This is a genomic window from Glycomyces tritici (assembly GCF_030403505.1).
This window is the reverse complement of sequence record NZ_JAUEMJ010000003.1, coordinates 395,790-417,671: the sequence shown is the minus strand read 5'-3', so window position 1 is coordinate 417,671 and position 21,882 is coordinate 395,790. Positions and strand designations below refer to the sequence as shown.

Sequence of the window (21,882 nt, the reverse complement as noted above, 5' to 3'; positions counted from 1 at the left end):
TCTGGGACCACCCCTCGCCGAACGGCCCGCGGGCGGTCGGCGGGCGGTCCGCGAAGGGTCCCAGGGCCCTCCACCCGCTCCCATCGGGGGCCTTGCGGCGCCGATTCGGGAGGTATCGTCGGACCGGTGCACGATCCTGGACGCGACACCGTCCTGTGACTGCCCTCTAGCCCGCCCAGTGCGCCGTTTGCGCGCTCCGCCCAAAAGGTAAGGTTCCGCCCGTGGATCCTCTCGCGCCTCTCCTCGAACTCTCCGAGGTCGCCGACGCCCTTGAGAACGCCAGAGCCAACGTGGACCGGATGCTGTGGCACGAGGCCCTCCGCGGCGGCGACGAGCTCGTAGCGGCGGAAGTGGCCCTGCATTCCGCGTCCGCGACGCTGGCCCTCGACGGGTACGACTGCGACGTGGAGCGCCTGCGCGACCGGGACTTCGACGACCCCGCCGTCAGCGGCGTCCTGCGCGTCGTGGAGGCCCTGCCCGGCCTCGCCCCGATGTGGCCGGTCTCGCCCCGCTACGTGCTCGCGAAGCTGCACACCCTCGCGACCAAGGAGTTCCCCGACGCCGGCGTCGACTTCGAGCCCGGCCGCATCGAGGTGGACGACTCGGGGATGAACCGCATCAACGCCTTGTGCGCGCTGATCACCAACCCCACCAAGGAGATCCCGGCCGCGATGGCCGCCGCCGTCGTGCACGGCGAGCTGCTCGCGGTGCGCCCCTTCCCGGTGGCCAACAACGTGGTCGCCCGCGCCGCCGCGCGGCTCGCGCTGGCCAGCAAGGGGCTCGACCCGAACCTGCTCATCACGGTGGACGCCGGGCACCTGGAGCGCGCGCCCGAGTACGTGGGCGCGCAGCGCGCCTGGTCCACGGGCACGCCGGACGGCGTCCGGTCATGGCTGAAGCACTACGGCAAGGCCCTCACCGCGGGCGCGGGGGAGACCCTGCAGATCTGCACGGAGCTGATGAAGGACGCCGGCTAGGGCCTTGCGGGCTGACGGGCCGGTCGACGACCGGCCCGATCACCGGCAGGTGTTACGCGTCGTCGCCTGCGAGTTCGGCGCGCAGGCGCTGCTTCTCCTCCTGGCGGCGCTTCGCGCCCGCGTCGATGTGGTCGATCATGGCCAGCTGCTGGCGCCGCAGCAGCGTGAACCCGACGGCCATCGACACGAGCAGGCCGATCGCGAGCGCGTTCAGCACGTTGAGGAAGAACATCAGCGGGACGGCGACGGCCGCGAGGATGGCCGCGCGGCTCAGGAAGTACTTGGCGATCGGGTTCATGCGACCCGCTCCTCTCCGAACGTCTTGATGCCCGCGAACCACAGCGGGCCGTACACGAGTGCGGCGGCGAGGCCGCCCAGGCCGCCGGTGAGCATCGGCGGCCATGCGACCGGCGCGATGATCGCGACCGCGAACCCGGCGGCGAGGCCCAGCAGGACGCCGACGAGCATGAGGCCCCAGCGGGCCGCGCCCGCGTAGCGCCGGAACTGCTCGGTGTACACCCACACCGTGGGCAGGGCCGCGATCCAGCCGGAGGTCTGGCCGAAGCCGCGCCCGGTCGGCAGGACGAACACCAGGTCGATGACGACCAGGACGACCGCGCCCATCACGAAGTACGCCAGGGCCGTGCCCAGGAGCTGCCCGAGGGTCTCCACCTTCGGGCGCTCCCGCTCCGGCTGCTTGCCTTGCGCCACTAGAACTTCACCGACTGCGGCTCGGCCCGCCGCTCGCCGATCGTCTGCGGCCCTTCGTACTCGCGCACGACCTCGTAGCGGGTGTTGCGCTCGACGGGCTGGAACCCGGCGTCGCGGATGAGCTCGAGGAGGTCCTCGCGGCCCATCTTGTCGGGCGTGCCGTACTCGTCGGCGTCGTGCGTGATCTTGTACTCCACGACCGAGCCGTCGAGGTCGTCGGCGCCGAAGGACAGCGAGAGCTGCGCGACGTCGAGGCCGTGCATGACCCAGAAGCACTTCACGTGGTCGAAGTTGTCGAGCAGCAGCCGCGAGACCGCGAAGACCTTCAGCGACTCGGCGGGGCTCGCCATCGTGGTGCGCGCCTGCAGCTTGTTGCGGATCTTCCCGTCCTTGGAGTCGTGGAAGTCGTGCTGGTAGCGCAGCGGGATGAACACGGCGAAGCCGCCGGTCTCGTCCTGCAGCTCGCGCAGGCGCAGCACGTGGTCGACGCGGTGGCGGGGCTCCTCGATGTGGCCGTACAGCATCGTGGCCGGGGTGCGCAGGCCCTTCTGGTGGGCGAGGCGGTGGATGCGCGACCAGTCCTCCCAGTGGCAGGCGTGGTCGACGATGTGCTGGCGGATCTCCCAGTCGAAGATCTCCGCGCCGCCGCCGGTGAGCGACTCCAGGCCCGCTTCGATGAGCTCGTCGAGGATCTCGCTCGCGCCCAGGCCCGAGATCTTCTCGAACCACTGCACCTCGGTCGCGGTGAACGCCTTCAGGTTCACCTCCGGCAGGGTCTCCTTGAGCGCCTTGAGGACCCGCGGGTAGTACCGCCACGGGAGCGTCGGGTGGAGGCCGTTGACGATGTGCAGCTCGGTGGGCGCGTCGCCCTTCATCTGCTCGGCGAGGGCCACGGCCTGCTCGACGCGCATCGTGTACGCGTCGGTCTCGCCGGGCTTGCGCTGGAACGAGCAGTACGCGCAGGACGCGGAGCACACGTTGGTGAGGTTGAGGTGCCGGTTGACGTTGAACATGGTCCGGTCGCCGTTCTTGGCGGTGCGGACCCCGTGCGCGAGCCGCCCGAGCCAGGCGAGGTCGTCGGTCTCGTAGAGGCCCACGCCGTCCTCGAAGGTCAGCCGCTCGCCGGCCGCGAGCTTCTCCTCGATGCCGGCCTTGAACTCGGCGTTGTCGTCCATGGCGCTCCCAACGTTGTGGCGTTTCCGCCAGGGTATCCCCGCCGGGACGCGCTGCAGGGAGCGCACGTTGCGGGATGTGAGGCCGTGAACGCGCCCGCGGCGAGGCCCGGAGGACGCGCCGCCCGGCGCGATGTGTTCACCGACACGACACCCGTGTGGCGGGCAACCGTAGATGCGAGGCTTGCGTGTCTTCGGTACAGTATTCGTGGCCTCCCCCACAGAAGGACACCTCACATGCGCGTTACACGGTTCGGTGCCCGAGTGATCGCCGCCGCCGGTGCGGCCGCCGTCGTCCTCGGCGGAGCCCTGCCCGGATTCGCCGAGCCCGGCGTCACCGTCCCCGACGACGGCAACCGGCCCGCCGGCAGCGCGACGGACGACGCCCCGGTCACCAACCCCGCCAACGCGAACGGCCCCCTCGCCACCCAGATCGCCACCGCCCAAGCCGATGTCGCGCACCTGGCCGAGGAGACCACCGCGGCCCAGGAGGAATGGCTCGAACGCGAGACCCGCCTGGCCGACGCGCAGGCCGACTGGGCCTCCACCATCGCCGAACTCGAGACCGCCCAGGCCGCTCTGGACTACGCCGCCGGCGAGGCCTACGCCGACACCGCCGGCCGGCCCGACACCGAGCTCCCCGACCTCACCGGCCTCACCCCCCTCGGCGGCGAATGGGACCTCCCCAGCCTCAACGCCGACTTCGAGGACGCCGCCACCGCCGAGTCCGTCGCCCGCGCGTCTCTGGACGCCGCGACCCTCTCCGCCGACCGCTCCGAGGACCGCTACATCGTCCTCGACGCCGAGTTCGACCGCGCCCAGGCCGCCCTCGACGACCTCATCGCCGACAACCGCGAGGAACTCGAAGAGATCGAGGACGCCCGCGACGCCGCCGCCGCCCAGCACTCCCACGACTTCTCGTCCGAAGTCGACGGCTGGGACGCCGCCCCCGCGGCGAAGAAGGCCGTCGAGTACGCGCTGGCCCAGCTCGGCGACCCGTACGTGTGGGGCGCCGAGGGCCCGGACTCGTTCGACTGCTCCGGCCTCGTCCAGTCCGCGTACGCCTACGCCGGCGTCTCGCTGCCGCGCGTGGCCGCCGACCAGTACAACGCGACCCGCGACAAGCCCGTCGACACCGAGAAGCTCCTCCCCGGCGACCTCCTCTACTGGTGGGACGACCCGGGCAACTGGCGGTCGGTCTACCACACCGGCATGTACCTGGGCGACGGCAAGATGGTCGTCGCCCCCCGCACGGGCGACGTCGTCAAGATCAGCTCCATCTGGTTCGAGAACTTCGCGGGCGCGCACCGCGTGGTCGACGCCGTCCAGACCGACCCGGACGCCGAGAACCCCACGCAGAAGCCGACCGACAAGCCGTCGTCGCCGAGCCCGCGTCCGCCGACGACCTCCCCTGACGACGAGACCGAGTCGCCGAGCGAGGACCCGAGCGAGAGCGAGTCGCCTTCGGAGTCGCCCTCCCCGAGCGAGTCGCCGAGCGAGTCCCCCAGCGAGGAGACGCCCTCCGGCGACGGCCAGGAGACCCCCGATCCGGCCGGGTCCGGGTCCGACTCCGCCGTCATGACGCGCGATCCCGACGCGTAGGGGCATTGCACGGTAGTGGGAAGGCGCGCACGGGACGCCACCGGTTGATGGCACGATGGTTGTTGAGTTGCCCGAACGACGCTCCAGCCCCGAGGAGGCTCCGTGGACGGAAACAGCTGTAGCTCCTGCGGCCAGCGCTTGACGTCCGGGCAGCGCCGCTGCCCGCAATGCGGGGCGCCGCTGCCGCCGCCGCTCGGCGGCTTCCCGGCCGAATCCGGACCCTACGGCGCTTCCGGCTCCTACGGTGCCGCTCCCGCCTACGGCGCGGCGGCAGTGCCGCAGTACCCGCCGCCGGCCGAACCGACCTATGCGCCCCCGGGCGCACCGCAGGGCTATGCGCCGCCGTCCAACCAGGCCTACGGCTCCGCGGCCGTCCCCGAACCGCAGTACGCGCCGCCCGGCGCCTACCAGCCCACCGCGGACCCCTACGCGAACCAGGGCTACGCGGCCCCGCAGTACGGCCAGCCGGGCGCGAACCCGCCGCCCGCCCAGAACTACGGCGCCCCCGGCGGCTGGGCCCCGCAGGCCGCGCCCCCCGGGATGCCGCCGCAGCACGCCGCGCCGGCGCACGGCTCGGCCGCCGTGCCGCAGTACGGCGCGCCCGCGCCCGGCTACCAGACGCCGCATTCGGGCTCGGCCCAGGTGCCCGCCTACCCGCCGCCCGGCCCGGCCTCCGGTTCGGCCGCAGTGCCGCCGTACCCGCAGCAGCAGTACCCGGCGCACCCGTCCGCCCCGCAGCCGTACCAGCCGGGCCCGTCCGCGCCGCCGTTCCAGTCGGCGCAGTCGCTGCCGCCGGTAGCGGCCGTCCCGCCGACCTCGGCGCCGTTCTCGCCGCCGGTTCCGGAGGCCTACGCGGCCCCGCCGGTTCCCGAACCGCAGTTCACGGCCCCGCCCGAACCGGCCGCCTCGTTCGCCGAGCCGCCCGCGTCCTCGCCTGTCACCGGAGCGCCGTTCGCGGTCCCGACCGCGAACAGCGCGTTCAGCCTGCCGTCGGCCGAGTCCGGCGCGTTCGGCGCCTCCGGCAGCGACCAGCCCGGCCTGCCCGAGCCCATGCCCGACGGCACGCAGATCCTGCGCATCAGGCCCAACGCGGCGGCCCCGGCCCCGTTCGCGGATCCGGAACCGCCCGCGCCGCTCGCCGCCCCGCCGGAAGCGGACCCGCCCGCGGTGGCCGCCGGCTTCAGCGTCCCTTCCGCCGAGAATGTGCCCGGCGCGGCCTACTCGGCACCGGTCCCCGCCCCTGCGGCGGCGATCCCGAGCCCGGCGGCGCCCGCCGAGGCGCTCTTCGACGAGGACCAGCCGCTCGAGGAGGCGCGCGCCGACGAGGCGCCTGCGGCTCCGGCCATGTCCTTCAGCGTCTCCGAGCCCGAAGCGCCCGCCGCTCCGGCCGGGGGACCGACGGTGGTCGAGGCCGTCGAAGAGGACGAGGACGGCGCCTGGGAGGACCTGCCCGACCCCGATGACGACGACGAGGACGTCGAGCTCTCCGACGAGGCGGAAGCCTCGCTGGCGGGCCTGGGCGACGAGGTGCCCGGCGAATCGCTGCCGCCCGCGCCGGCCGACGCCCCCGGTCTCGGGTCCGATGAGGACGATGCGCCGATCGCGCCCGCGCTCGACGCGGTGCTCGCGGAGGCGGCGGCCGTCGAGGCGCCGAGTCCCGGCGCGGATCTGGCCGAGGCGCCTGAGAGCGCCCCCGATGCGGCCCGAGCGGTCGGCATCGAGGTGCCCGAACCCGAAGCGGTCACGCCCGAGCCTGAGTCTGCAGTGGTCACGTTCGAGCCCGGGGTGGTCAAGCCCGAGCCGCAACCCGAAGCGGTCACGTTCGAGCCTGAATCGCCCGAGCCGGTCGCCGAGACGATCACGCCTCCGTCCCCGCCGGTTGCGGCACCCGACGCGTTCGCCGCGCCGGCCGGGCCCACGGTGGTCGAGGCCATCGACGAAGACGATGACGGCGCGCTGGACGACCTGCCCGACCCCGAACCGGGGGACGAGGACGTCGAGCTCTCCGCCGCGGAAGAGGCTTCGCTGGCGGGCCTGGGCGACGAGGTCCCCGGCGAGTCCCTGCCGCCCGCACCGGCCGACGCCCCCGGTCTCGGGTCCGATGAGGATGATGCGCCGATCGCGCCCGCGCTCGACGCCGTGCTCGCCGAGGCGGCGGTCATCGAGGCGCCGAGTCCCGGCGCGGACCTGGCCGAGGCGCCCGAGAGCGCCCCCGATGCGGCCCGAGCGGTCGGCATCGACGTGGAGTCGGGGGCGACAGTGCACGAAGCGTCCTCCTTCGAGGCCGCCGAGCCGCCGATCCTGACCGATTCGCAGCCGACGCCGCCCGGACCGCTGCCGGACCCGCTGCCAGGTCCGGCCCCGACGCCGCCCCAGCCGGAGCCCCCGCGCCCCGAGCCGGTGCCGCATCCCGAGCCCACACCGCCTGCGCCGCAGCCGGAACCGGTGCCGAGCCCGGAGCCGACGCCGCCGCGTCCCGAGCCGACCCCGCCGCAGCCTGAACCGCTGCCGCCCAACCCGGAGCCCGGCCCGCCGATGCCGCGTCCCGGTCCTTCGCCGCTGCCGACGCCCGAGCCGCTGCCGCCGAACCCGGAACCGGGCCCGCCGATGCCGCCGGTTCCGCCGATTCCCCGCGTCAACGACAGCCCGTTCTCGGACGCGGCGCCGATCGACTACGAGCCGGAGCCGGTCGCGCCCGAGCCCGAACCTGAGCCCGAGCCCGAGGAGGGCCCGAAGGCGGAGGTCGAGGCCGCGCGCAAGAAGATCGTGAACGCGCCGGACATCAGCCTGTTCGAGGAGCCTTCGACGAAGACCGGGGCGCACCAGCTGCCCACGGCGAAGCCCGTCGTGGAGGCGGACGGGTTCCGGCCGGGCCGCGCCCGGGTCGCGAACCTGCTCGACCGCTCCGAGCTGCCCGACCACATCCCGCTCCCGCGTCCCACGGTCTACGGCGCCAAGCCTGAGGAGCACGAGGACTAGCGGGGGCTCAGGTCTGCGGGGCACGCCGGCAACCGTCCCGCCCCGCCGTGGGGCGGGCTGTCACCGTCCCGCGTTGACTCGTTCGGGTGACGAGCGGGCCGCGGGGGCCGGTTCTTGTCGGACCCGGCCGGGACGATGGGCGCTACTCTCTTCCCCTCTTGTGGCGGGTGGGGGTTGGTGGACGGGGAACACCGAGTGCCCCGCTTCCCGCGGCATTCGCCGAAAACGCGTCCGCCGTCCCCGGCCGCAGTTCATCCTGGTGCTGACGGGCCGCTCGACGCGGCCCTCAGACTTCGCGGGCAGGGCCGTCGCCGGCCCGCCCGCGTCATCGGGGAGGGTGAGCAACATGGCGGAACGCCGTGTCAAAGTGACCACGGAGGTCGGCATCCAAGCGCGGCCCGCGACGGTCTTCGTCGGGACCGCCGCCGAGTCCCGCGCCGACGTCGCGATCGCGAAGCCGGGCGGGGAGCCCCACGACGCCAAGTCGATCCTGCAAGTGCTGACGCTGGACGTGCGGTCCGGGGACGAGATCGTCATCTCCGGTGAGGAGGAGCAGGTCCTCGACCGGCTCGTCGCCCTCGTCAGCGGGGCCGCTGACACGGGTGCCGCGGACATCGGCGACATCGACGAGAACTGAGCACCGAGCGGCCGGACCGGGCGGTCCCGCCATCCGGTCCGGTCCGCCGCTCTCGGTGATGTCGGCGACGCCGCCACCGCTCACGTACCTCCTAGCCGCGCGACCGGCTACGGTCGAAGCTGTGAACATCGCACGGCGCCCCCGGGTCGGCCATATCGCGTTCCTCAACTGCCTCCCCATCTACTGGGGACTGGCGCGGACGGGCGCGCTCCTCGACGTCGAGCTCCACCGCGCCGCACCGGACGAGCTCAGCCGCCGCCTCGTCGCCGGCGACCTCGACATCGGCCCGATCACCCTGGTCGAATACCTGCGCCACGCCGACGACCTCCTGCTGATCCCCGACCCGGCCGTGGCCGCGGACGGCCCGGTCCTGAGCGTCAACCTCGTGACCCGCACCCCCCTCGCCGACCTCCCGGCCGCGCCGCGCGTCTCGCTCGCCTCCACCTCCCGCACCGGCGTCCTCCTCGGACGGATGCTCCTGGAGGACCGGTACGGCCGCGCACCCGAGTACACCGTGACCGCGCCCGACATCGGGTCCGCCCTCAACGGCGCGGACGCCGCCGTCCTCATCGGGGACGAGGCCCTCCGCGTCCACCACGACCCGGACGGGCTGCACGTGCTCGACCTGGCCGCCGAGTGGAAGGACTGGACGGGCCTGCCGATGGTCTTCGCCGTCTGGGCCGTGCGCCGCGAGTACGCCGAGGCCCACCCGGGCCTCGTCAAGGACGTCCACCTGGCCTTCCGCGACTCCGTGCAGCGCAGCCGCGAGGAGATCGACGAGGTCGTGGCCTCCGCCGCCCGCTGGGAGCCGTTCCCGCCCGCCGCGCTCGCGGAGTACTTCGAGCGCCTCCAGTTCGGCCTCGGTGAGCGCCACCTCGCCGGGTTGCGGGAATTCGCGTCCCGCGCGTCCCGTTATGCCGATATGGCCCCCTCGGCGGCGCAGCTCACCGGCCGCGAACTCGCACTGCGCGCTGACGGACCCGAGTTCTTCGTGCCGCTCGGCGAAGCCCGCGAACCGTAGACCCGCCGAGCACCGGCGAACCGGTGCCGATTGCACGAGACGGACGACGAAGGGACCCTGCTGTGGCCGTCGAGCTGAAGAAGCCCCGCAAGAACCGCCCCGCCTGGCACAAGCTCACGGTGAGCCGCGTGCGGCCGCTCACCGAGGACGCCGTCGAGGTCACCCTCACCGTGCCCGAGGGGCTCCGCGCGGCCTTCGACTTCAAGCCCGGCCAGCACCTCACCTTCCAGCGCGTCGAGGCCGACGGCGCCGAGGTGCGCCGCTCCTACTCGCTCGCCTCCACCCCGCGCGAGCTCGCCGAGCACGGCACCCTGCGCCTGGGCATCCGCTCGATCCCCAAAGGCAACTTCTCCGGGTACGCGAACCGGCAGCTCCTGCCCGGCGACGTCCTCGAAGTCCTCCCGCCGCTCGGCCACTTCTGGACCGAGATCCGCCCCGACCGCCACTACGGCTCGGTCGTCGCGGGCTCGGGGATCACGCCGATCCTCAGTATCGCGACCGCCGCGCTGGACGCCGGCGCCACCGTGACCCTCCTGTACTCCAACCGCACCGAGGAGTCCACGATGTTCGCCGCCGAGCTGCGCGAGCTCCAGCGCGAGCACGGCCCGCGGCTTCGCCTCCACCTCGTGCGCACCCGCGCCGAGGGCGCCACCCCGCTGCTCACCGGGCGGCTCACGCCCGAGCGGCTCGGCGAGGTCATCGACACCGGGCTGGTGGACCCGCACGAGGTCGACGAGTGGTTCCTCTGCGGGCCCTACGAGATGGTGCTGGGCGTCAAGGACGTCCTCGAAGAGGCCGGGGCGCAGCGGATCCACACCGAGCTGTACACGGTCTGAGGCGAGACGCACGAGTCACTGCGCGCGGGCGCACTGTCCCGGGCGCCGCCGCGGCGATACGCTTCGTGCATGGCCGAGATTGACGATGTCCTCGCCCGCGCCGCCGACGGCGGCGCCATCAGCGCCGAGGAAGCCCTGCTGCTCTACACCGAAGCGCCCTTCCACTCCCTCGCCGAGGCCGCGGACGCGGCCCGCCGGCGCGTCATCGGCGACAACATCGTCACCTATCTCATCGACCGCAACATCAACTACACGAACGTGTGCGTCACCGCGTGCAAGTTCTGCGCCTTCTACCGCGCCCCCAAGCACGACGAGGGCTGGGCGCACCCGATGGAGGAGGTCCTGCGCCGCTGCGGCGAGGCCGTGGGCCTGGGCGCGACGCAGGTGATGCTGCAGGGCGGGCACCACCCCGACTTCGGGGTCGAGTACTACGAGGAGCTGTTCTCCTCGGTCAAGCGCGATTACCCCGAGCTGGTGATCCATTCGATCGGGCCGTCGGAGATCGCGCACATGTCGAAGGTCTCCGGTGTGGCGATCGACGAGGCGATCCGCCGCATCAAGGCCGCCGGGCTCGACTCGATCGCGGGGGCCGGGGCCGAGATGCTGCCCGCGCGCCCGCGCACGGCGCTCGCGCCGCTGAAGGAGTCGGGGGAGCGGTGGCTGGAGATCATGGAGGCCGCGCACCGGCAGGGCCTGGAGTCGACGGCGACCATGATGATGGGCACCGGTGAGACCGCGGCCGAGCGGATCGAGCACCTGCGGATGATCCGCGACGTGCAGGACCGCACGGGCGGCTTCCGCTCGTTCATCCCGTGGACGTACCAGCCGGAGAACAACCACCTGAAGGGCCGGACGCAGGCGACGACCCTCGAGTACCTGCGGCTCCTGGCGACCGCGCGGCTGTTCTTCCACAATGTCAAGCACCTCCAGTCGTCGTGGCTGACGACGGGCAAGGCCTCGGGGCAGCTGAGCATGCACCTCGGTGTGGACGACCTCGGCTCGATCATGCTGGAGGAGAACGTGATCTCCTCGGCCGGTGCGCGGCACCGGTCGCGGCTCTCGGAGCTCATCGGGCTGATTCGCACGGCGGACCGCATTCCGGCGCAGCGCAACACGCTCTATGAGCGCATGTCGATCCACTGGACCCCTGAGGACGACCCCCACGACGACCGCATCCGGTCGCACTTCTCCACGATCGTGACCGAGCTGCAGATCCAGGCCAAGTAAAGGTGAACGGAGGGTCTGGGCAAATCGGACACTCTGGGACCCCCCAATTCCAATCTACCTGCAGCCTGTGACATGGCGATGGGGGCGAAGCGCCGAACGGCGCTTCGCCCCCATTCACGTTCTCGGCCGCTAGATCAGGTGCCCGATCTCTTCATTGATGAGTCGGGCGTTCACGCCGGAGTTGGGGCAGCCGCCGAAGTGGTGGAGGGCGATGACCTCGTGCGTGTCGCGGGAGAGGACCGGGGATCCGGAGGAGCCGAACTCGGTGTCGCAGTAGTAGGAGATGTCGCTGTCGGCGACGTAGCCGTCGTAGACCTCGTGCTTGACCACGCAATTGCCGCCGTCCACTGAGGACTCGATGGCGATCTCGGTGGGCCGTCCGGCCGGGTGCTGGGGGATGTAGATCGCCTCGCCGCTGCGCGCCGGGCGGTCAGAGAGCTCCAGGAAGCCGAAGTGCTCGATCCGCTCGAAGTCCTCCACGGTGAACAGCGTGTAGTCCAAGGCCTTCGAGGTCGCCAGCACCTCCGCGCCGCGCACCTTCACGGGCGCGTTCGTGATGTCGGTGCCGCACGCGACGCAGTCGTACCCGAACCACACCTCGGTGTTCTGGGCCTCCTGCGTCTCGGTGAAGCAGTGGTGGTTGGTCAGCAGCCGGTTCTCCTCGCCCACCCGGAACGCCGTGCACAGCACGGTCCCGTCGATGAGCAGGCGCGCCACCGGTTCCGCATGGTCCACGATGGTCGGATACGAGGTGCGGTAGCAGACCGAGGAGCGCTTCTCGTCGCCCTCGCAGATGCTCTCTTCGGGCCGGGCCTCGTCGGCGCGGTCCTCGGCGATGGCGTCCACCTCGTCCGCGGTGAACCCGTACGCGGCCTTGTCGATCAGCACGCCGAGCGCCGAGGAGCCGCCGCCGGACTCGCGGTGCAGTTCGACCACCGCGGTGTCGCCGGTGATCGAGGTCGCCCATTGGTCGACCAGCGACTCCTCGTACCGGTACGACTCGGCGCCGTCAGGGCTGGAGACGGTCACGAAGTCGCCGGTGTTCAGCAACAGCCGTTCAAAGTGGACCTTGACGTAGCCGGCGTCGGGGCCCGAGACCCGCAGCACGTCCGCGTCGTCCGCATAGGTCAGCGACTCGGCCAGCTCGGTGACCTCGCCGACGTCGACCAGGCCGAGCAGTTCGTCGTCCACCGGCAGTATCTCGGTGGTGCCGTCCAGGAGCGAGGCCGCCGGGTCGTCCTCGGCGAACGCGCTCGGCACCACGACCGCGGCCCCGCCCAGCGCGATCGTTCCGGCCGTCGCCGCCAGGACGAGCTTGCGGCGCTTGCGTTCGGCCCCGCTGTGCCCGGTTCGTGGATTCCGCTCGCTTGCCGCCACGGTCGGCCCCTTTCGTGAGAGATGTGTCGACCGTTCAACGAGCGAAGCGGGTGGAAGTTGCGCCACCGGAGGGTGGGAAGGCGTGGGTCACAGGCGATCGCGACGCCCGACGCCGCACCGGACGCCGCTGTCCCGATCGGACACGGGGGACGGCGGTGCCCCACCGGCCCCGCAGCCGACCGTTCGCCGCCCCAGCCGCCCCGCAGCGCCCCCGGGACCGCCCCGGGGTCTACCAGTCCGCCCCTCCCGGGCGGCAGCGCTCCAGGATGTCGTTGAGGCCCTTGCGCGTCGCCACCACCAGAAGCGTGTCGCCGCTGCCCACCCGGAACGCCGCGTCCGGGTTCCAGCTGATCGTCCCGCCCGCGCGCTTGACCGCGAGCAGCCGGTGCGAGCCCACCTTCGTGGCCAGTCGCGCCGCCGCGTCGTCCATCGCCGAGCCCTCGCCGACCTCGAACGCCTCGATGTACGCGATGTGCCCGCGCACCGGGATCGTGACGAGGACCTTGTCGTCGGTCAGCGCCTGCGCGAAACTCGCCGACGCCACCTCCGGCGCACTGTAGGACGCGTGCGGCGGCGCCTCCCGCATCGGCGTCGCCCGGTTCAGGTTCTGCCGGATCAGCGCCGCGAACTCCGGGTTGTAGATCCGCATCACCGTGCGCAGCTCCGGGTTGCACTCCAGGCCCGACAGCGCCGCCTCCAGGTTCGACTCGTCCTGCTTGGCCATCGCCACCAGCGACCGGCAGTGCCGGACGTTCGCCTCCTCCAGGATCTCCTGGCTCGAGCCGTCGCCGAGCAGCACCTGCGCGCCCTTGGCCCGCGCGGCCCGCACCCCCATCGCGTCGCGGCGCTTCTCGATCGCGATCACCGGGATCTTGCTCTCGCGCAGCCGCTCCACCACGCGGGTGCCCATGTTGCCCAGGCCGACCACGATCACGTGCTCGCGCACCTGCCGGGTCCGGCGGCCCTCCGAGAGCGCGTACCGCCGGTCGACCACGGCCTGCACGATCGCACCGGTCGCGAACGGGATCAGGAGCGAACCGGTCAGCACGACCACGGCCTGCGTCACCTTGAGCAGGCGCGACGCGCCCATGTCCGGGTCGATGCCGCCGCCGGCCATCAGCGCGAGCAGGTAGAACACCTCCCCGGTGCCGTCGGCCGCGTTCGCGCCGCTGGGCCGGAATTGCAGCACCAGGAACCCGAACGTGAAGACCGCGAACAGCACCAGCGCGAGCACCACGAGGCTCTTGGTGAGCATGCCCCGCACCGCGCTCAGCGCCTCCTTGACCGCGAGCGTCGCGTTGTTCAGCTTCGGGCGGATCTGCCCGGGCCTCCTGTCGGGCGAGAGCCACAGGTACCGCAGCGCCTCGTTCTCGTCCTCGGGGATGAGCTCGATCCCGGCCTGGTTGCCACCCGCGACCACCCACTGCGCCTCGGCGCGCTCCTCGCGCCGCCGCGACAGGTACAGCCGGCGCCCCCACACCTTGATCTCGCCCGGCGGCAGCTGCTGGAGCGCCGCGAGCGCGTACGTGTCCGCGACCATGTCGGCGTCCGACTTGACGTAGACGCCGTCCTCGTTGTCGCCCAGGAGCTTCTGGATGTTCGCCCGCAGCCCGCTGTTGTACATGCGGATGACCAGCCGCGGGAGCGTCTCGTCGCCCAGGTAGTTCGACATCTCGCGGATCTTCAGCGCCAGGTGCAGGTTGCCCACGTCGTTCTGGTCCATGAGCGCCACCGCGTACGCCTCGGTGAGCCCCGCCTCGCGCACGGTCTCGGCCGTGACCTGCGGTTTGGTGAAGACGACGAGGTTGCGGTTGGTCTCGGCCTCGCGGCGGATCTCGTCGCGCTGGCCGCCGGGGCCGTCGGGGAAGACGGCGATGACGCGGAACGAGTAGCGCTCGATGAGGTGCTTGATGAAGCGGAGGGTCAGGCCGTTGTCGCCCACCACGATGACGCGGCGGTCGGTGGGGCCGTCGTCGTACCGCGCATGCCGGGGGTGCATGGGTGAATTCTACGGACTGTTCGCAAACGATTGCGGCCCAAGAATTCTGGGAAGGGCTCAGGCCTTGCGGGAGAGGCGGGCGAGGAGTTTGTCCACGTCGGCCACGTAGTCGTACCAGTCGACGTCGTGCACGAAGCCGAGTTCGGCGTTGATCCAGCGCACGTCGTCGGCGGTCTCGAGGGTCCAGGTCTGGACGTCGACGAGCTGCGGTTCGGCGCGGCGCAGCTCGGTGAGGAGCCGGGCCTTCATGGTCATCGCGAGCCCGTAGGAGCGGTGCTGGGGGGCGACGACGGTGTCGTACTGGTCGGCGCGGGTGGGGCGCTGCGCGGAGACGACGAGCTCGGTGAGGCCCACGACGTGCCCGAACGGCTCGGCGAGGGCGACGGCGATGTGCGAGCGCATCCCGCGCCGGGCGAGGGTCTGGAAGGAGTCGCGCAGGGCCGGCGCGTAGGCCGAGCCGCGCCACTCGGGCACGAACGCGACGTTCCCGGGGCTGGACCGCAGGTTCGCCTTGACGTCCGCGTAGGAGTCCATGAGGCGGTCGGGGACGCCCCCGGCGTGGTACTCGAGGCGGTACCCGGCGGCGAGGCGCCCGGCGGCGTGCTCGATCTTCTCCCAGTCGATGTCGGCCCAGCGCAGCAGGTGGCGCTGCTCGACGACGTTCCGGGAGAAGCCGTGCCGGTCGTAGAAGCCGACCGCGGGCGTGGTCGCGATGACCTCGACGGCGAGGGTCCGGCAGCCGTTCGCCTTCGCGCACTCGGCGACGGCCCGCAGCAGGCGCGAGCCGACCCCTTTGCCGCGCGCGGACGGCCGGGTGGACATCTCCACGACCCCGGTCCCGCCCTGCTCGCCCCCGCCGCTGCCGAACAGGATGAGGCTCGCGTGGCCCACGAGGTCGCCGTCCGCGTCCCGGTCCATGAACAGGAACCGCCGGTCGTCCGGGAGCGAGCCGGTGAGGTAGTCGCTGAGGCGGTCGGTGCGCCAGCGCGGCTCGCCCGGCATGTCGGCGGCGGTCATGTCGTTGAGCACCGAGCACCAGTCGCGGAGGTCGTCGGCGGTCATCTCGCCGGGAGCGAGCTGCTTCAGGGGCATCTCTTATCCTTACCCGAAATAGTCACCGAACGGAACCCCCTCCTCACAGCATGCAGCGAAAAGGGGTCCTGTCAGGCGGTGCTCTTCCTGCCGTACTCGTCGGCGCGGTCGAAGACCTTCTGCACGTAGTCGTCGCGCGGGTTGTAGCTGTAGAGGGCGTCGTACCAGCCTTGAGGCCGGCTCATGTCGCGGCCGCCGTGGCAGAGGTAGTTGGCGGCGGCGGTGACGGCGTCGTCGATGTCGTGCGCGTTGAACTGGCCGTCGCCGTCCCCGTCGGCCTTCCAGTGCTCCCATGTGCTGGGGAGGAACTGCATGGGCCCCCACTCGCCGTGGATGGGGCCGATGATCTGGGTGAGGGTGGTGCCGTCGGCCTGGATCTGGTTGCCGTCCATGGTGCCGTGGACGGTCTCGGTGGCGCCGATGCCCGCGAGGGTGGTCCAGGAGAGGTTGCAGCCGGGGTTCTGGGCGGCCGAGACGAGCTCGCCGCGGCCGTACGCGACGAGGGCCCGCTGGGGGATGCCGAGCGAGCTGAGGTTCGACGCCCACGTGTCGAGGCCGGCGGGACCGGCCGGGGTGGTGGCCGAGCTGGTCGGGGCCGCGGTGGTGGCGTTCTCGGTGGGGGCCAGGATGTCGCCGACGGGCGTGGACTCGGCGGGGAGCCCCGCCGCGGGGGCCTCGTCGATGGCGCCTTCGGGGGAGAGCGCGAGCGGCGTCTCCTCCGCTTCGGGGGTGGGCTCGCTGCCGAAGGACCAGGCGGGGCCGGCCCCGGGGACGACGAACCAGCCGGCGGCGAGCGCGCCCGCCAGTGCGAGCGCGGTGACGACGACCTGGATGCTGAGTCGCCCGGCCGGGGCGCGCAGCCCCCGGTAGGCGGCGCGCAGGCCCCTGCCGGCGGCCTTGATCCCGCGCCAGACGCCCACGACGGCGAGCCACAGCGCCCGCGGGGTGGCCTTGACGGCGCGCCACAGCAGTCGCGGGGTGGCCTTGACGCCGCGCCACAGCAGCCGCGGGCTCCGGCGCAGTGCGCGGAGGGCGAGCCGGGGGAGGGCGGCGATGCGGCGGAGGAGGGTCGCGAACCACACGGGAGGGGGTCGTCCTTTCAGTTCGTCGAGGCGTTGCTGCGGGGCGTTGCCCGGGTGTTCGTGGTCGGGCGCTGCCGGTCGGGGCGTCTGCCGGGACGCCGCCGCGGGGCGGGTCGCCCGGCGGCGCCGACGAGGCGGCCCGGCGCCGGTGCCGCGGTGCCGTAAGGGCGCCCGGACCCCGGCGGGCCGCCGCGGGGCGGCGCTGCGGGGCGCGTTCGCGAGGGACCGGACTGAAAGCGAGTATTCCCTAGTTTCGTCCCCGCGGGCAACGCCTGAGCGTCAATAATTCCGAAATCGGCCGCGACCGAGTGGCGCTCGACTCGTTCTCCAAACGGACACGGCGGTTGCCACGAGCAAACCTGCGGCGAGAGCGTCTCATGTTCGCGTCTGCGCTGGAAGCGGCGTTCAGACCGAGTGCCAGTTCCCATCACGGCAGGTAACCGACTGAGATGGGGGTGACACTGTGAGGCCGCTGGGCATTGTGCCCGCGCACCAGCGCGCCACAGCCCGGCATACGGGGGCTGAACGAAAGTTGATCGACACGTGGATACGACAACGGCATCGCACACCGCACTGACAGCCATTGCCCCTCCCCTCGGGGACAACCGATCGGAGTATCGGAACGCGTCCAATGCAAATGGCCGCTGCAATGGCGCGCCCAATGCCGAAAGCGACACTGTGGACCGCGGCAGCGCCGCCCGGCCCGCCCCGCTGCCCTCCGGCGACGTCACGTTCATGTTCACCGACATCGAAGGCTCGACCCGCCTCGCCTCCGGCCTCGGCGCCGAGCGCTACCGGGTCGTCCTCCACCGCCACCGCGCGCTCGTCAGAGAAGTCCTGCGCGCCACCGGCGGCACCGAGATCGACACCGAAGGCGACTCGTTCTTCGTCGCCTTCCACAGTGCCGCCGACGCCTGCGCCGCCGCCATCGGCGTACAGCGCGCACTGCGCGGCGCCGACTGGCCCGAACACGACGGCCACCGCCTCCGCCCCAAAGTCCGCATAGGACTCCACACCGGCGAGGCCTGGCCCTCCGCGGGCGGCTACGCCACACCCGAAGTCCACCGCACCGCCCGCATCTGCTCCGCCGCACACGGCGACCAGATCCTCGCCTCCGCCGACTGCGCCGCCGCCGCCGGACTCCCGCCCGCCGCAGTCCACCGCCTCGGCGACTTCGAACTGCGCGGCCTGCCCGGCGCCACCGAACTCGTCCAACTCGCCGCACCCGGACTCCCCACCGCCTTCCCGCCGCCGCCCGTGCGGCCCCTCACCCACCACCTGCCCGCCGACCTCAAGGCACCCGTCCCGAGACCGAGCGAGTACCGCGCCCTCGACCGCGCCTTCACCACCCACCGCCTCGTCAGCCTCACCGGCCTCGGCGGCTGCGGCAAGACCACCGTCGCCAAGGCCTGGGCCCGGCGCCGCCTCGCCTTCCACGAGCACGGCGTCTGGTACTGCCGCGCCGGCGACGACCTCGGCACCGCCCTCCTGCACACCCTCGGCCGCCGGCCCGAACTCTTCCGACCCGCCCTCGACACCGCCGCCGACCGCCTCCGGGAGGCCGACGCGCTCCTCGTCCTCGACGACGTCGACCGCACCCACGCCGCCGACATCGAACGCCTGCTCCACGACTGCCCCCGCGTCAACGTCCTCGCCGTCGGCGCCCGCCCCCTCGAACTCCCCGGCGAAGCCAAACGCGCCCTCGGGCTCGCACCCGACGACGTGAGCGCCGCGATCCTCGCCGGCTACTGCGAAGAACGCGGCGCCCCCTGGACCGCCGCCGACTGCCGACCCCTCGCCGCCGCCGTCGAGGGCTTCCTCCCCGCACTCACCGCACTCGCCGAAGTGACCGCCCTCGGCTCACCCGGCGTCGCCCTCCGCTACCTCAGCGACGACCCCGCCGCCGCACTCGACGGCGGCGGCAGGTTCCGGGCCGCCGTCGACGAAGCGGTCGCGGCCATCTCCGGCCCGGCCCGCGCCGTCCTGCTCGAACTCGCCGCGCGGTCCGGCGGCGCCACCGTCGACGCCGTCCTCGACCTGTGCCGCCAGCGCGACGGCAGCCTCGAAGCGCTCGTCGAACTCGTGGACGTCGCCCTCGTCGTCATCGAACGGCCCGCCATGGACCAGGCCGTCTACCGCGTCCCCGCACCCCTGCGCTGGCTCCTCGCCGGCACGGCCCCGGCGCTGGCCGACCCGCCCGCGCTCACCGAGCGGGCGCGGCCGGCGCTGGCGACGAGCCTCGCGGACCGGCTCGTGCACCCGGTGAACCTCGAGGGCGCGCGCGTGCGGGCGGTCGCCTAGCGCGCACCAGGGCCGGCGGGCGATGCGCCCGCCGGCCGGGTTCCCCGGGCGCGCACATGGTCCGCGCGATAGCAGTACGGGCCGATTCCGGCCCGCCCGCGCGCCGTGTGCGATGCTGAGCCGGTGACTGACAGGCAACCGCAGGCCGCTCGAACCCGTACCGCCTCCGCCGCCGCCATCGCGCGCGCCGCCCAGGTCATCCCAGGCGGCGTCAACTCGCCCGTCCGCGCCTTCCGGGGCGTCGGCGGTGACCCCGTCTTCATCCGCGAGGCCGCCGGCGCCCGCATGACGGACGTCGACGGCAACGTCTACATCGACCTCGTCGGCTCCTGGGGCCCGCTCATCCTCGGCCACGCCCACCCCGACGTCGTCGCGGCGCTCACCGAGGCCGCGGCCCGCGGCACCTCCTACGGCGCGCCGACCGTGGGCGAGATCGAGCTCGCCGAGCTCATCGTCGCGCGCACCCCCTGCGAGATGGTCCGCCTGGTCTCCTCCGGCACCGAGGCCACCATGAGCGCCGTGCGCCTGGCCCGCGCCGCCACCGGCCGCGACAAGATCATCAAGTTCGCCGGCTGCTACCACGGCCACGCCGACTACTTCCTGGCCGAAGCGGGCTCGGGCGTCGCCACCCTCGGCCACCCCGACTCGCCGGGCGTCCCGGCCTCCGCGGCCGCCGACACGATCGTCGTCCCCTACAACGACATCAACGCCGTCGAAGCGGCCTTCGCCAAGCACCCGGGCCAGATCGCCGCGGTCATCACCGAGGCCGTCCCCGGCAACATGGGCGCGATCGAGCCGCTCGACGGCTTCAACGAGAAGCTGTACGCCGCCGCCCACGCGCGCGGCGCGCTCCTCATCTCGGACGAGGTCATGACCGGTTTCCGCGTCGCCCCCGGCGGCCTCGCGGCCCCCGCGGACCTCTACACGTACGGCAAGGTCATGGGCGGGGGCCTGCCCGCCGCCGCGTTCGGCGGCCGCGCCGACCTCATGTCGCGGATCAGCCCCTCCGGGCCGGTCTACCAGGCCGGGACCCTCTCGGGGAACCCGCTCGCCGTCGCCGCCGGCCTCGCGACGCTGCGCGCCTGCGACGACGCCGTGTACCGCACGCTCGACGCCACCGCCGCCGAACTGCAGCGGATGGCGACCGAAGCGCTCACCAAAGCCGGCGTCCCGCACTACGTCTCGGCCCCTTCGAACCTGTTCAGCGTCTTCTTCGCAGAGGGCCCGGTGCGGCACTTCGACGAGGCCAAGGCCCAGGACACCGAGGCGTACGGCGCGTTCTTCCACGCGATGCTCGAGAACGGCGTCTACCTGCCGCCGAGCGCCTTCGAATGCTGGTTCACCTCGGCCGCCGTGGACGAGGAAGCCCTGTCACACATCGAACAGGCCATGCACGCAGCGGCCGAAGCCGCGGCTAAGGTGCGCTCATGAGCGGCTCCACTACCATCGTCCACCTGCTGCGCCACGGCGAGGTCCACAATCCGGACGGCATCCTCTACGGGCGCATCCCCGGTTTCGGCCTGTCCGAGCTGGGGCGCGAGATGGCCGTGGCCGCCGCCGAGCGCCTTGCCGGACGCGACGTCGTCCACGTCGGCGCCTCGCCGCTCCAGCGCGCGCAGGAGACCGCCGAGCCGGTGGCCGCCTCGTACCGCATGGACATCACCACCTACGACGGCCTCATCGAGGCCGGGAACTCCTTCGAGGGCCTGCGGGTCGGCGTCGGCGACGGCGCCCTGCGCCAGCCGCGCTACTGGTGGCGCCTGCGCGACCCCTTCCGCCCCTCCTGGGGGGAGGCCTACCTCGACATCGCGCGCCGCATGATGGACGCCGTCGAGCAGGCCCGCGTCGCCGCCGAAGGGTCCGAGGCCGTCCTCGTCAGCCACCAGCTGCCGATCTGGACCGCCCGCCGCTTCGCCGAGCGCAAGCACCTGTGGCACGACCCCCGCAAGCGCGAATGCGCCCTCGCCTCGATCACGAGCTTCGTCTACGAAGGCGCCTCGCTCGCTCGCATCGAGTACTCCGAGCCCGCCGGCCACCTGGTCCTCAAGTCCGAGTCCGCTCGGAAGGCCAAGGGCGCCTAGCGATGGGCGTGCGGCGGAGGACGATGCTGGCGGCCGTGCCGCTGCTGGCCCTCGCCGCCTGCGCTGAGACGGGCGGCGAGAACGCGGACCGCGTCAACGAGATCAACCGCGACCGGTTCGTCTCGGGCGACGGCCGGAACTACCGCTGGGAGGACGCCGACGAGCGCTTCGCCGCGCCGCGCCTCACCGGTGACGACCTCGACGGGAACCCGATCGACACCGACGAGTGGGCCGGATCGGTCCTCGTCGTCAACTTCTGGGGCTCCTGGTGCGCGCCCTGCGTCGCCGAGGCCCCCTACCTGGTGGAGGCCGCGGCGGAGCTCGAAGGCCAAGGCGTGCAGTTCCTCGGCGTGAACATCCGCGACACCGAGGACGCCGCGAAGGCCTTCGAACGCCGCTGGGCCGTCGCCTACCCCTCGCTCAGCGACGAGGCCGGCCGCGTCGCCGACCAGTTCGTCGAGTACGGGCTCTCCCCGAACGACATCCCCGCCACCATCGTGATCGACGCCGAGCACCGGGTCTTCTCCATCTGGCGCGGCGAGATCGACGATGCCGAGACCTTGATCGCCGACGTCCGCAAAGCCCTGGAGCCGTCATGAGCACGCCGCCAGCCCCGAAATCCGCTTTCCGCAAGGCCGCCAAGGGCGCCGTGATGGCCGGGACGGCCGCACTCGCCGCCGTCGCGGTCGGCACTCTCGTCAAGCGCCGCCTCGACGGCACCGAGCCGCCCGGCCGCGCCGTCCCCGAGCCTTTGCCGCGCAAGGAGTCCGAGTGACCCCCGCGGCGGG

General features: G+C 72.7%; 19 protein-coding genes. 12 read left to right on the top strand and 7 right to left on the bottom strand.

What is annotated here, in order from left to right; genetic code table 11:
- The first annotated feature begins 221 nt into the window (after positions 1-221).
- Entirely contained in the window at positions 222-977 is a 756-nt protein-coding gene (locus QWI33_RS12325) for an oxidoreductase (protein WP_289957442.1), read from the top strand.
- Between the two features lie 52 nt (positions 978-1,029).
- On the opposite strand, the gene QWI33_RS12320 is transcribed toward QWI33_RS12325, so the two are convergent.
- The 3 genes from QWI33_RS12320 to mqnE are packed head-to-tail and all read right to left on the bottom strand — an operon-like array spanning position 1,030 to position 2,863.
- The gene (locus QWI33_RS12320) at positions 1,030-1,275 is read right to left on the bottom strand and encodes a hypothetical protein (RefSeq protein WP_289957441.1); all 246 of its coding nucleotides are present in this window, start codon (positions 1,273-1,275) and stop codon (positions 1,030-1,032) included.
- Positions 1,272-1,688 (bottom strand): hypothetical protein, encoded by a 417-nt coding sequence (locus QWI33_RS12315; protein WP_289957440.1) that lies wholly within the window; start codon positions 1,686-1,688, stop codon positions 1,272-1,274. Before QWI33_RS12315 ends, QWI33_RS12320 begins: the two co-directional genes overlap by 4 nt.
- The gene (mqnE, locus tag QWI33_RS12310; RefSeq protein WP_289957439.1) at positions 1,688-2,863 is read right to left on the bottom strand and encodes an aminofutalosine synthase MqnE; all 1,176 of its coding nucleotides are present in this window, start codon (positions 2,861-2,863) and stop codon (positions 1,688-1,690) included. Before mqnE ends, QWI33_RS12315 begins: the two co-directional genes overlap by 1 nt.
- Positions 2,864-3,097: 234 nt before the next feature.
- On the opposite strand from mqnE, the gene QWI33_RS12305 reads away from it, so the two are divergent.
- The 6 genes from QWI33_RS12305 (at position 3,098) to mqnC (ending at position 11,162) form a co-directional block, all read left to right on the top strand.
- Positions 3,098-4,462, top strand: a complete 1,365-nt coding sequence (locus tag QWI33_RS12305) for a C40 family peptidase (protein ID WP_289957438.1) — start codon at positions 3,098-3,100, stop codon at positions 4,460-4,462.
- Between the two features lie 102 nt (positions 4,463-4,564).
- Positions 4,565-7,441 carry a hypothetical protein gene (locus tag QWI33_RS12300; protein ID WP_289957437.1) on the top strand — a complete coding sequence of 959 codons (2,877 nt, stop codon included), beginning with the start codon at positions 4,565-4,567 and terminating at the stop codon, positions 7,439-7,441.
- A gap of 346 nt (positions 7,442-7,787) precedes the next feature.
- Entirely contained in the window at positions 7,788-8,078 is a 291-nt protein-coding gene (locus QWI33_RS12295; protein ID WP_289957436.1) for an HPr family phosphocarrier protein, read from the top strand.
- 121 nt (positions 8,079-8,199) lie between these two features.
- Entirely contained in the window at positions 8,200-9,099 is a 900-nt protein-coding gene (locus QWI33_RS12290; protein WP_289957435.1) for a menaquinone biosynthetic enzyme MqnA/MqnD family protein, read from the top strand.
- Between the two features lie 62 nt (positions 9,100-9,161).
- The gene (locus QWI33_RS12285) at positions 9,162-9,935 is read left to right on the top strand and encodes an FAD-binding oxidoreductase (RefSeq protein WP_289957434.1); all 774 of its coding nucleotides are present in this window, start codon (positions 9,162-9,164) and stop codon (positions 9,933-9,935) included.
- Between the two features lie 69 nt (positions 9,936-10,004).
- A complete protein-coding gene (gene mqnC / locus QWI33_RS12280) occupies positions 10,005-11,162 on the top strand; it encodes a cyclic dehypoxanthinyl futalosine synthase (RefSeq protein WP_289957433.1) in 1,158 nt (385 codons plus the stop codon).
- Between the two features lie 129 nt (positions 11,163-11,291).
- On the opposite strand, the gene QWI33_RS12275 is transcribed toward mqnC, so the two are convergent.
- From QWI33_RS12275 to QWI33_RS12260, 4 genes are all read right to left on the bottom strand, one after another.
- Complete coding sequence (locus tag QWI33_RS12275; RefSeq protein WP_289957432.1) at positions 11,292-12,539, bottom strand: trypsin-like serine peptidase; 1,248 nt, start codon at positions 12,537-12,539, stop codon at positions 11,292-11,294.
- Between the two features lie 229 nt (positions 12,540-12,768).
- The gene (locus QWI33_RS12270) at positions 12,769-14,538 is read right to left on the bottom strand and encodes a potassium channel family protein (protein ID WP_289957431.1); all 1,770 of its coding nucleotides are present in this window, start codon (positions 14,536-14,538) and stop codon (positions 12,769-12,771) included.
- Between the two features lie 57 nt (positions 14,539-14,595).
- Positions 14,596-15,630 carry a GNAT family N-acetyltransferase gene (locus QWI33_RS12265; protein ID WP_289957430.1) on the bottom strand — a complete coding sequence of 345 codons (1,035 nt, stop codon included), beginning with the start codon at positions 15,628-15,630 and terminating at the stop codon, positions 14,596-14,598.
- A gap of 71 nt (positions 15,631-15,701) precedes the next feature.
- A complete protein-coding gene (locus QWI33_RS12260; RefSeq protein ID WP_289957429.1) occupies positions 15,702-16,712 on the bottom strand; it encodes a lytic transglycosylase domain-containing protein in 1,011 nt (336 codons plus the stop codon).
- Positions 16,713-17,390: 678 nt separating this feature from the next.
- Here QWI33_RS12260 and QWI33_RS12255 point away from each other — a divergent pair.
- The 5 genes from QWI33_RS12255 (at position 17,391) to QWI33_RS12235 (ending at position 21,869) form a co-directional block, all read left to right on the top strand.
- Positions 17,391-19,013: an adenylate/guanylate cyclase domain-containing protein gene (locus QWI33_RS12255; protein WP_289957428.1), complete on the top strand. Its 1,623-nt coding sequence runs from the start codon at positions 17,391-17,393 to the stop codon at positions 19,011-19,013.
- A 123-nt stretch (positions 19,014-19,136) separates the two neighbouring features.
- A complete protein-coding gene (gene hemL / locus QWI33_RS12250) occupies positions 19,137-20,444 on the top strand; it encodes a glutamate-1-semialdehyde 2,1-aminomutase (protein WP_289957427.1) in 1,308 nt (435 codons plus the stop codon).
- On the top strand, positions 20,441-21,094 hold the full coding sequence (locus QWI33_RS12245; protein ID WP_289957426.1) for a histidine phosphatase family protein: 654 nt from the start codon (positions 20,441-20,443) through the stop codon (positions 21,092-21,094). Before hemL ends, QWI33_RS12245 begins: the two co-directional genes overlap by 4 nt.
- A gap of 2 nt (positions 21,095-21,096) precedes the next feature.
- A complete protein-coding gene (locus tag QWI33_RS12240) occupies positions 21,097-21,693 on the top strand; it encodes a TlpA family protein disulfide reductase (protein WP_289957425.1) in 597 nt (198 codons plus the stop codon).
- Positions 21,690-21,869, top strand: coding sequence for a hypothetical protein (locus QWI33_RS12235; protein WP_289957424.1), 180 nt, complete (start codon positions 21,690-21,692; stop codon positions 21,867-21,869). The genes QWI33_RS12240 and QWI33_RS12235 overlap by 4 nt, the downstream gene beginning before the upstream one ends.
- Positions 21,870-21,882: the final 13 nt, after the last annotated feature.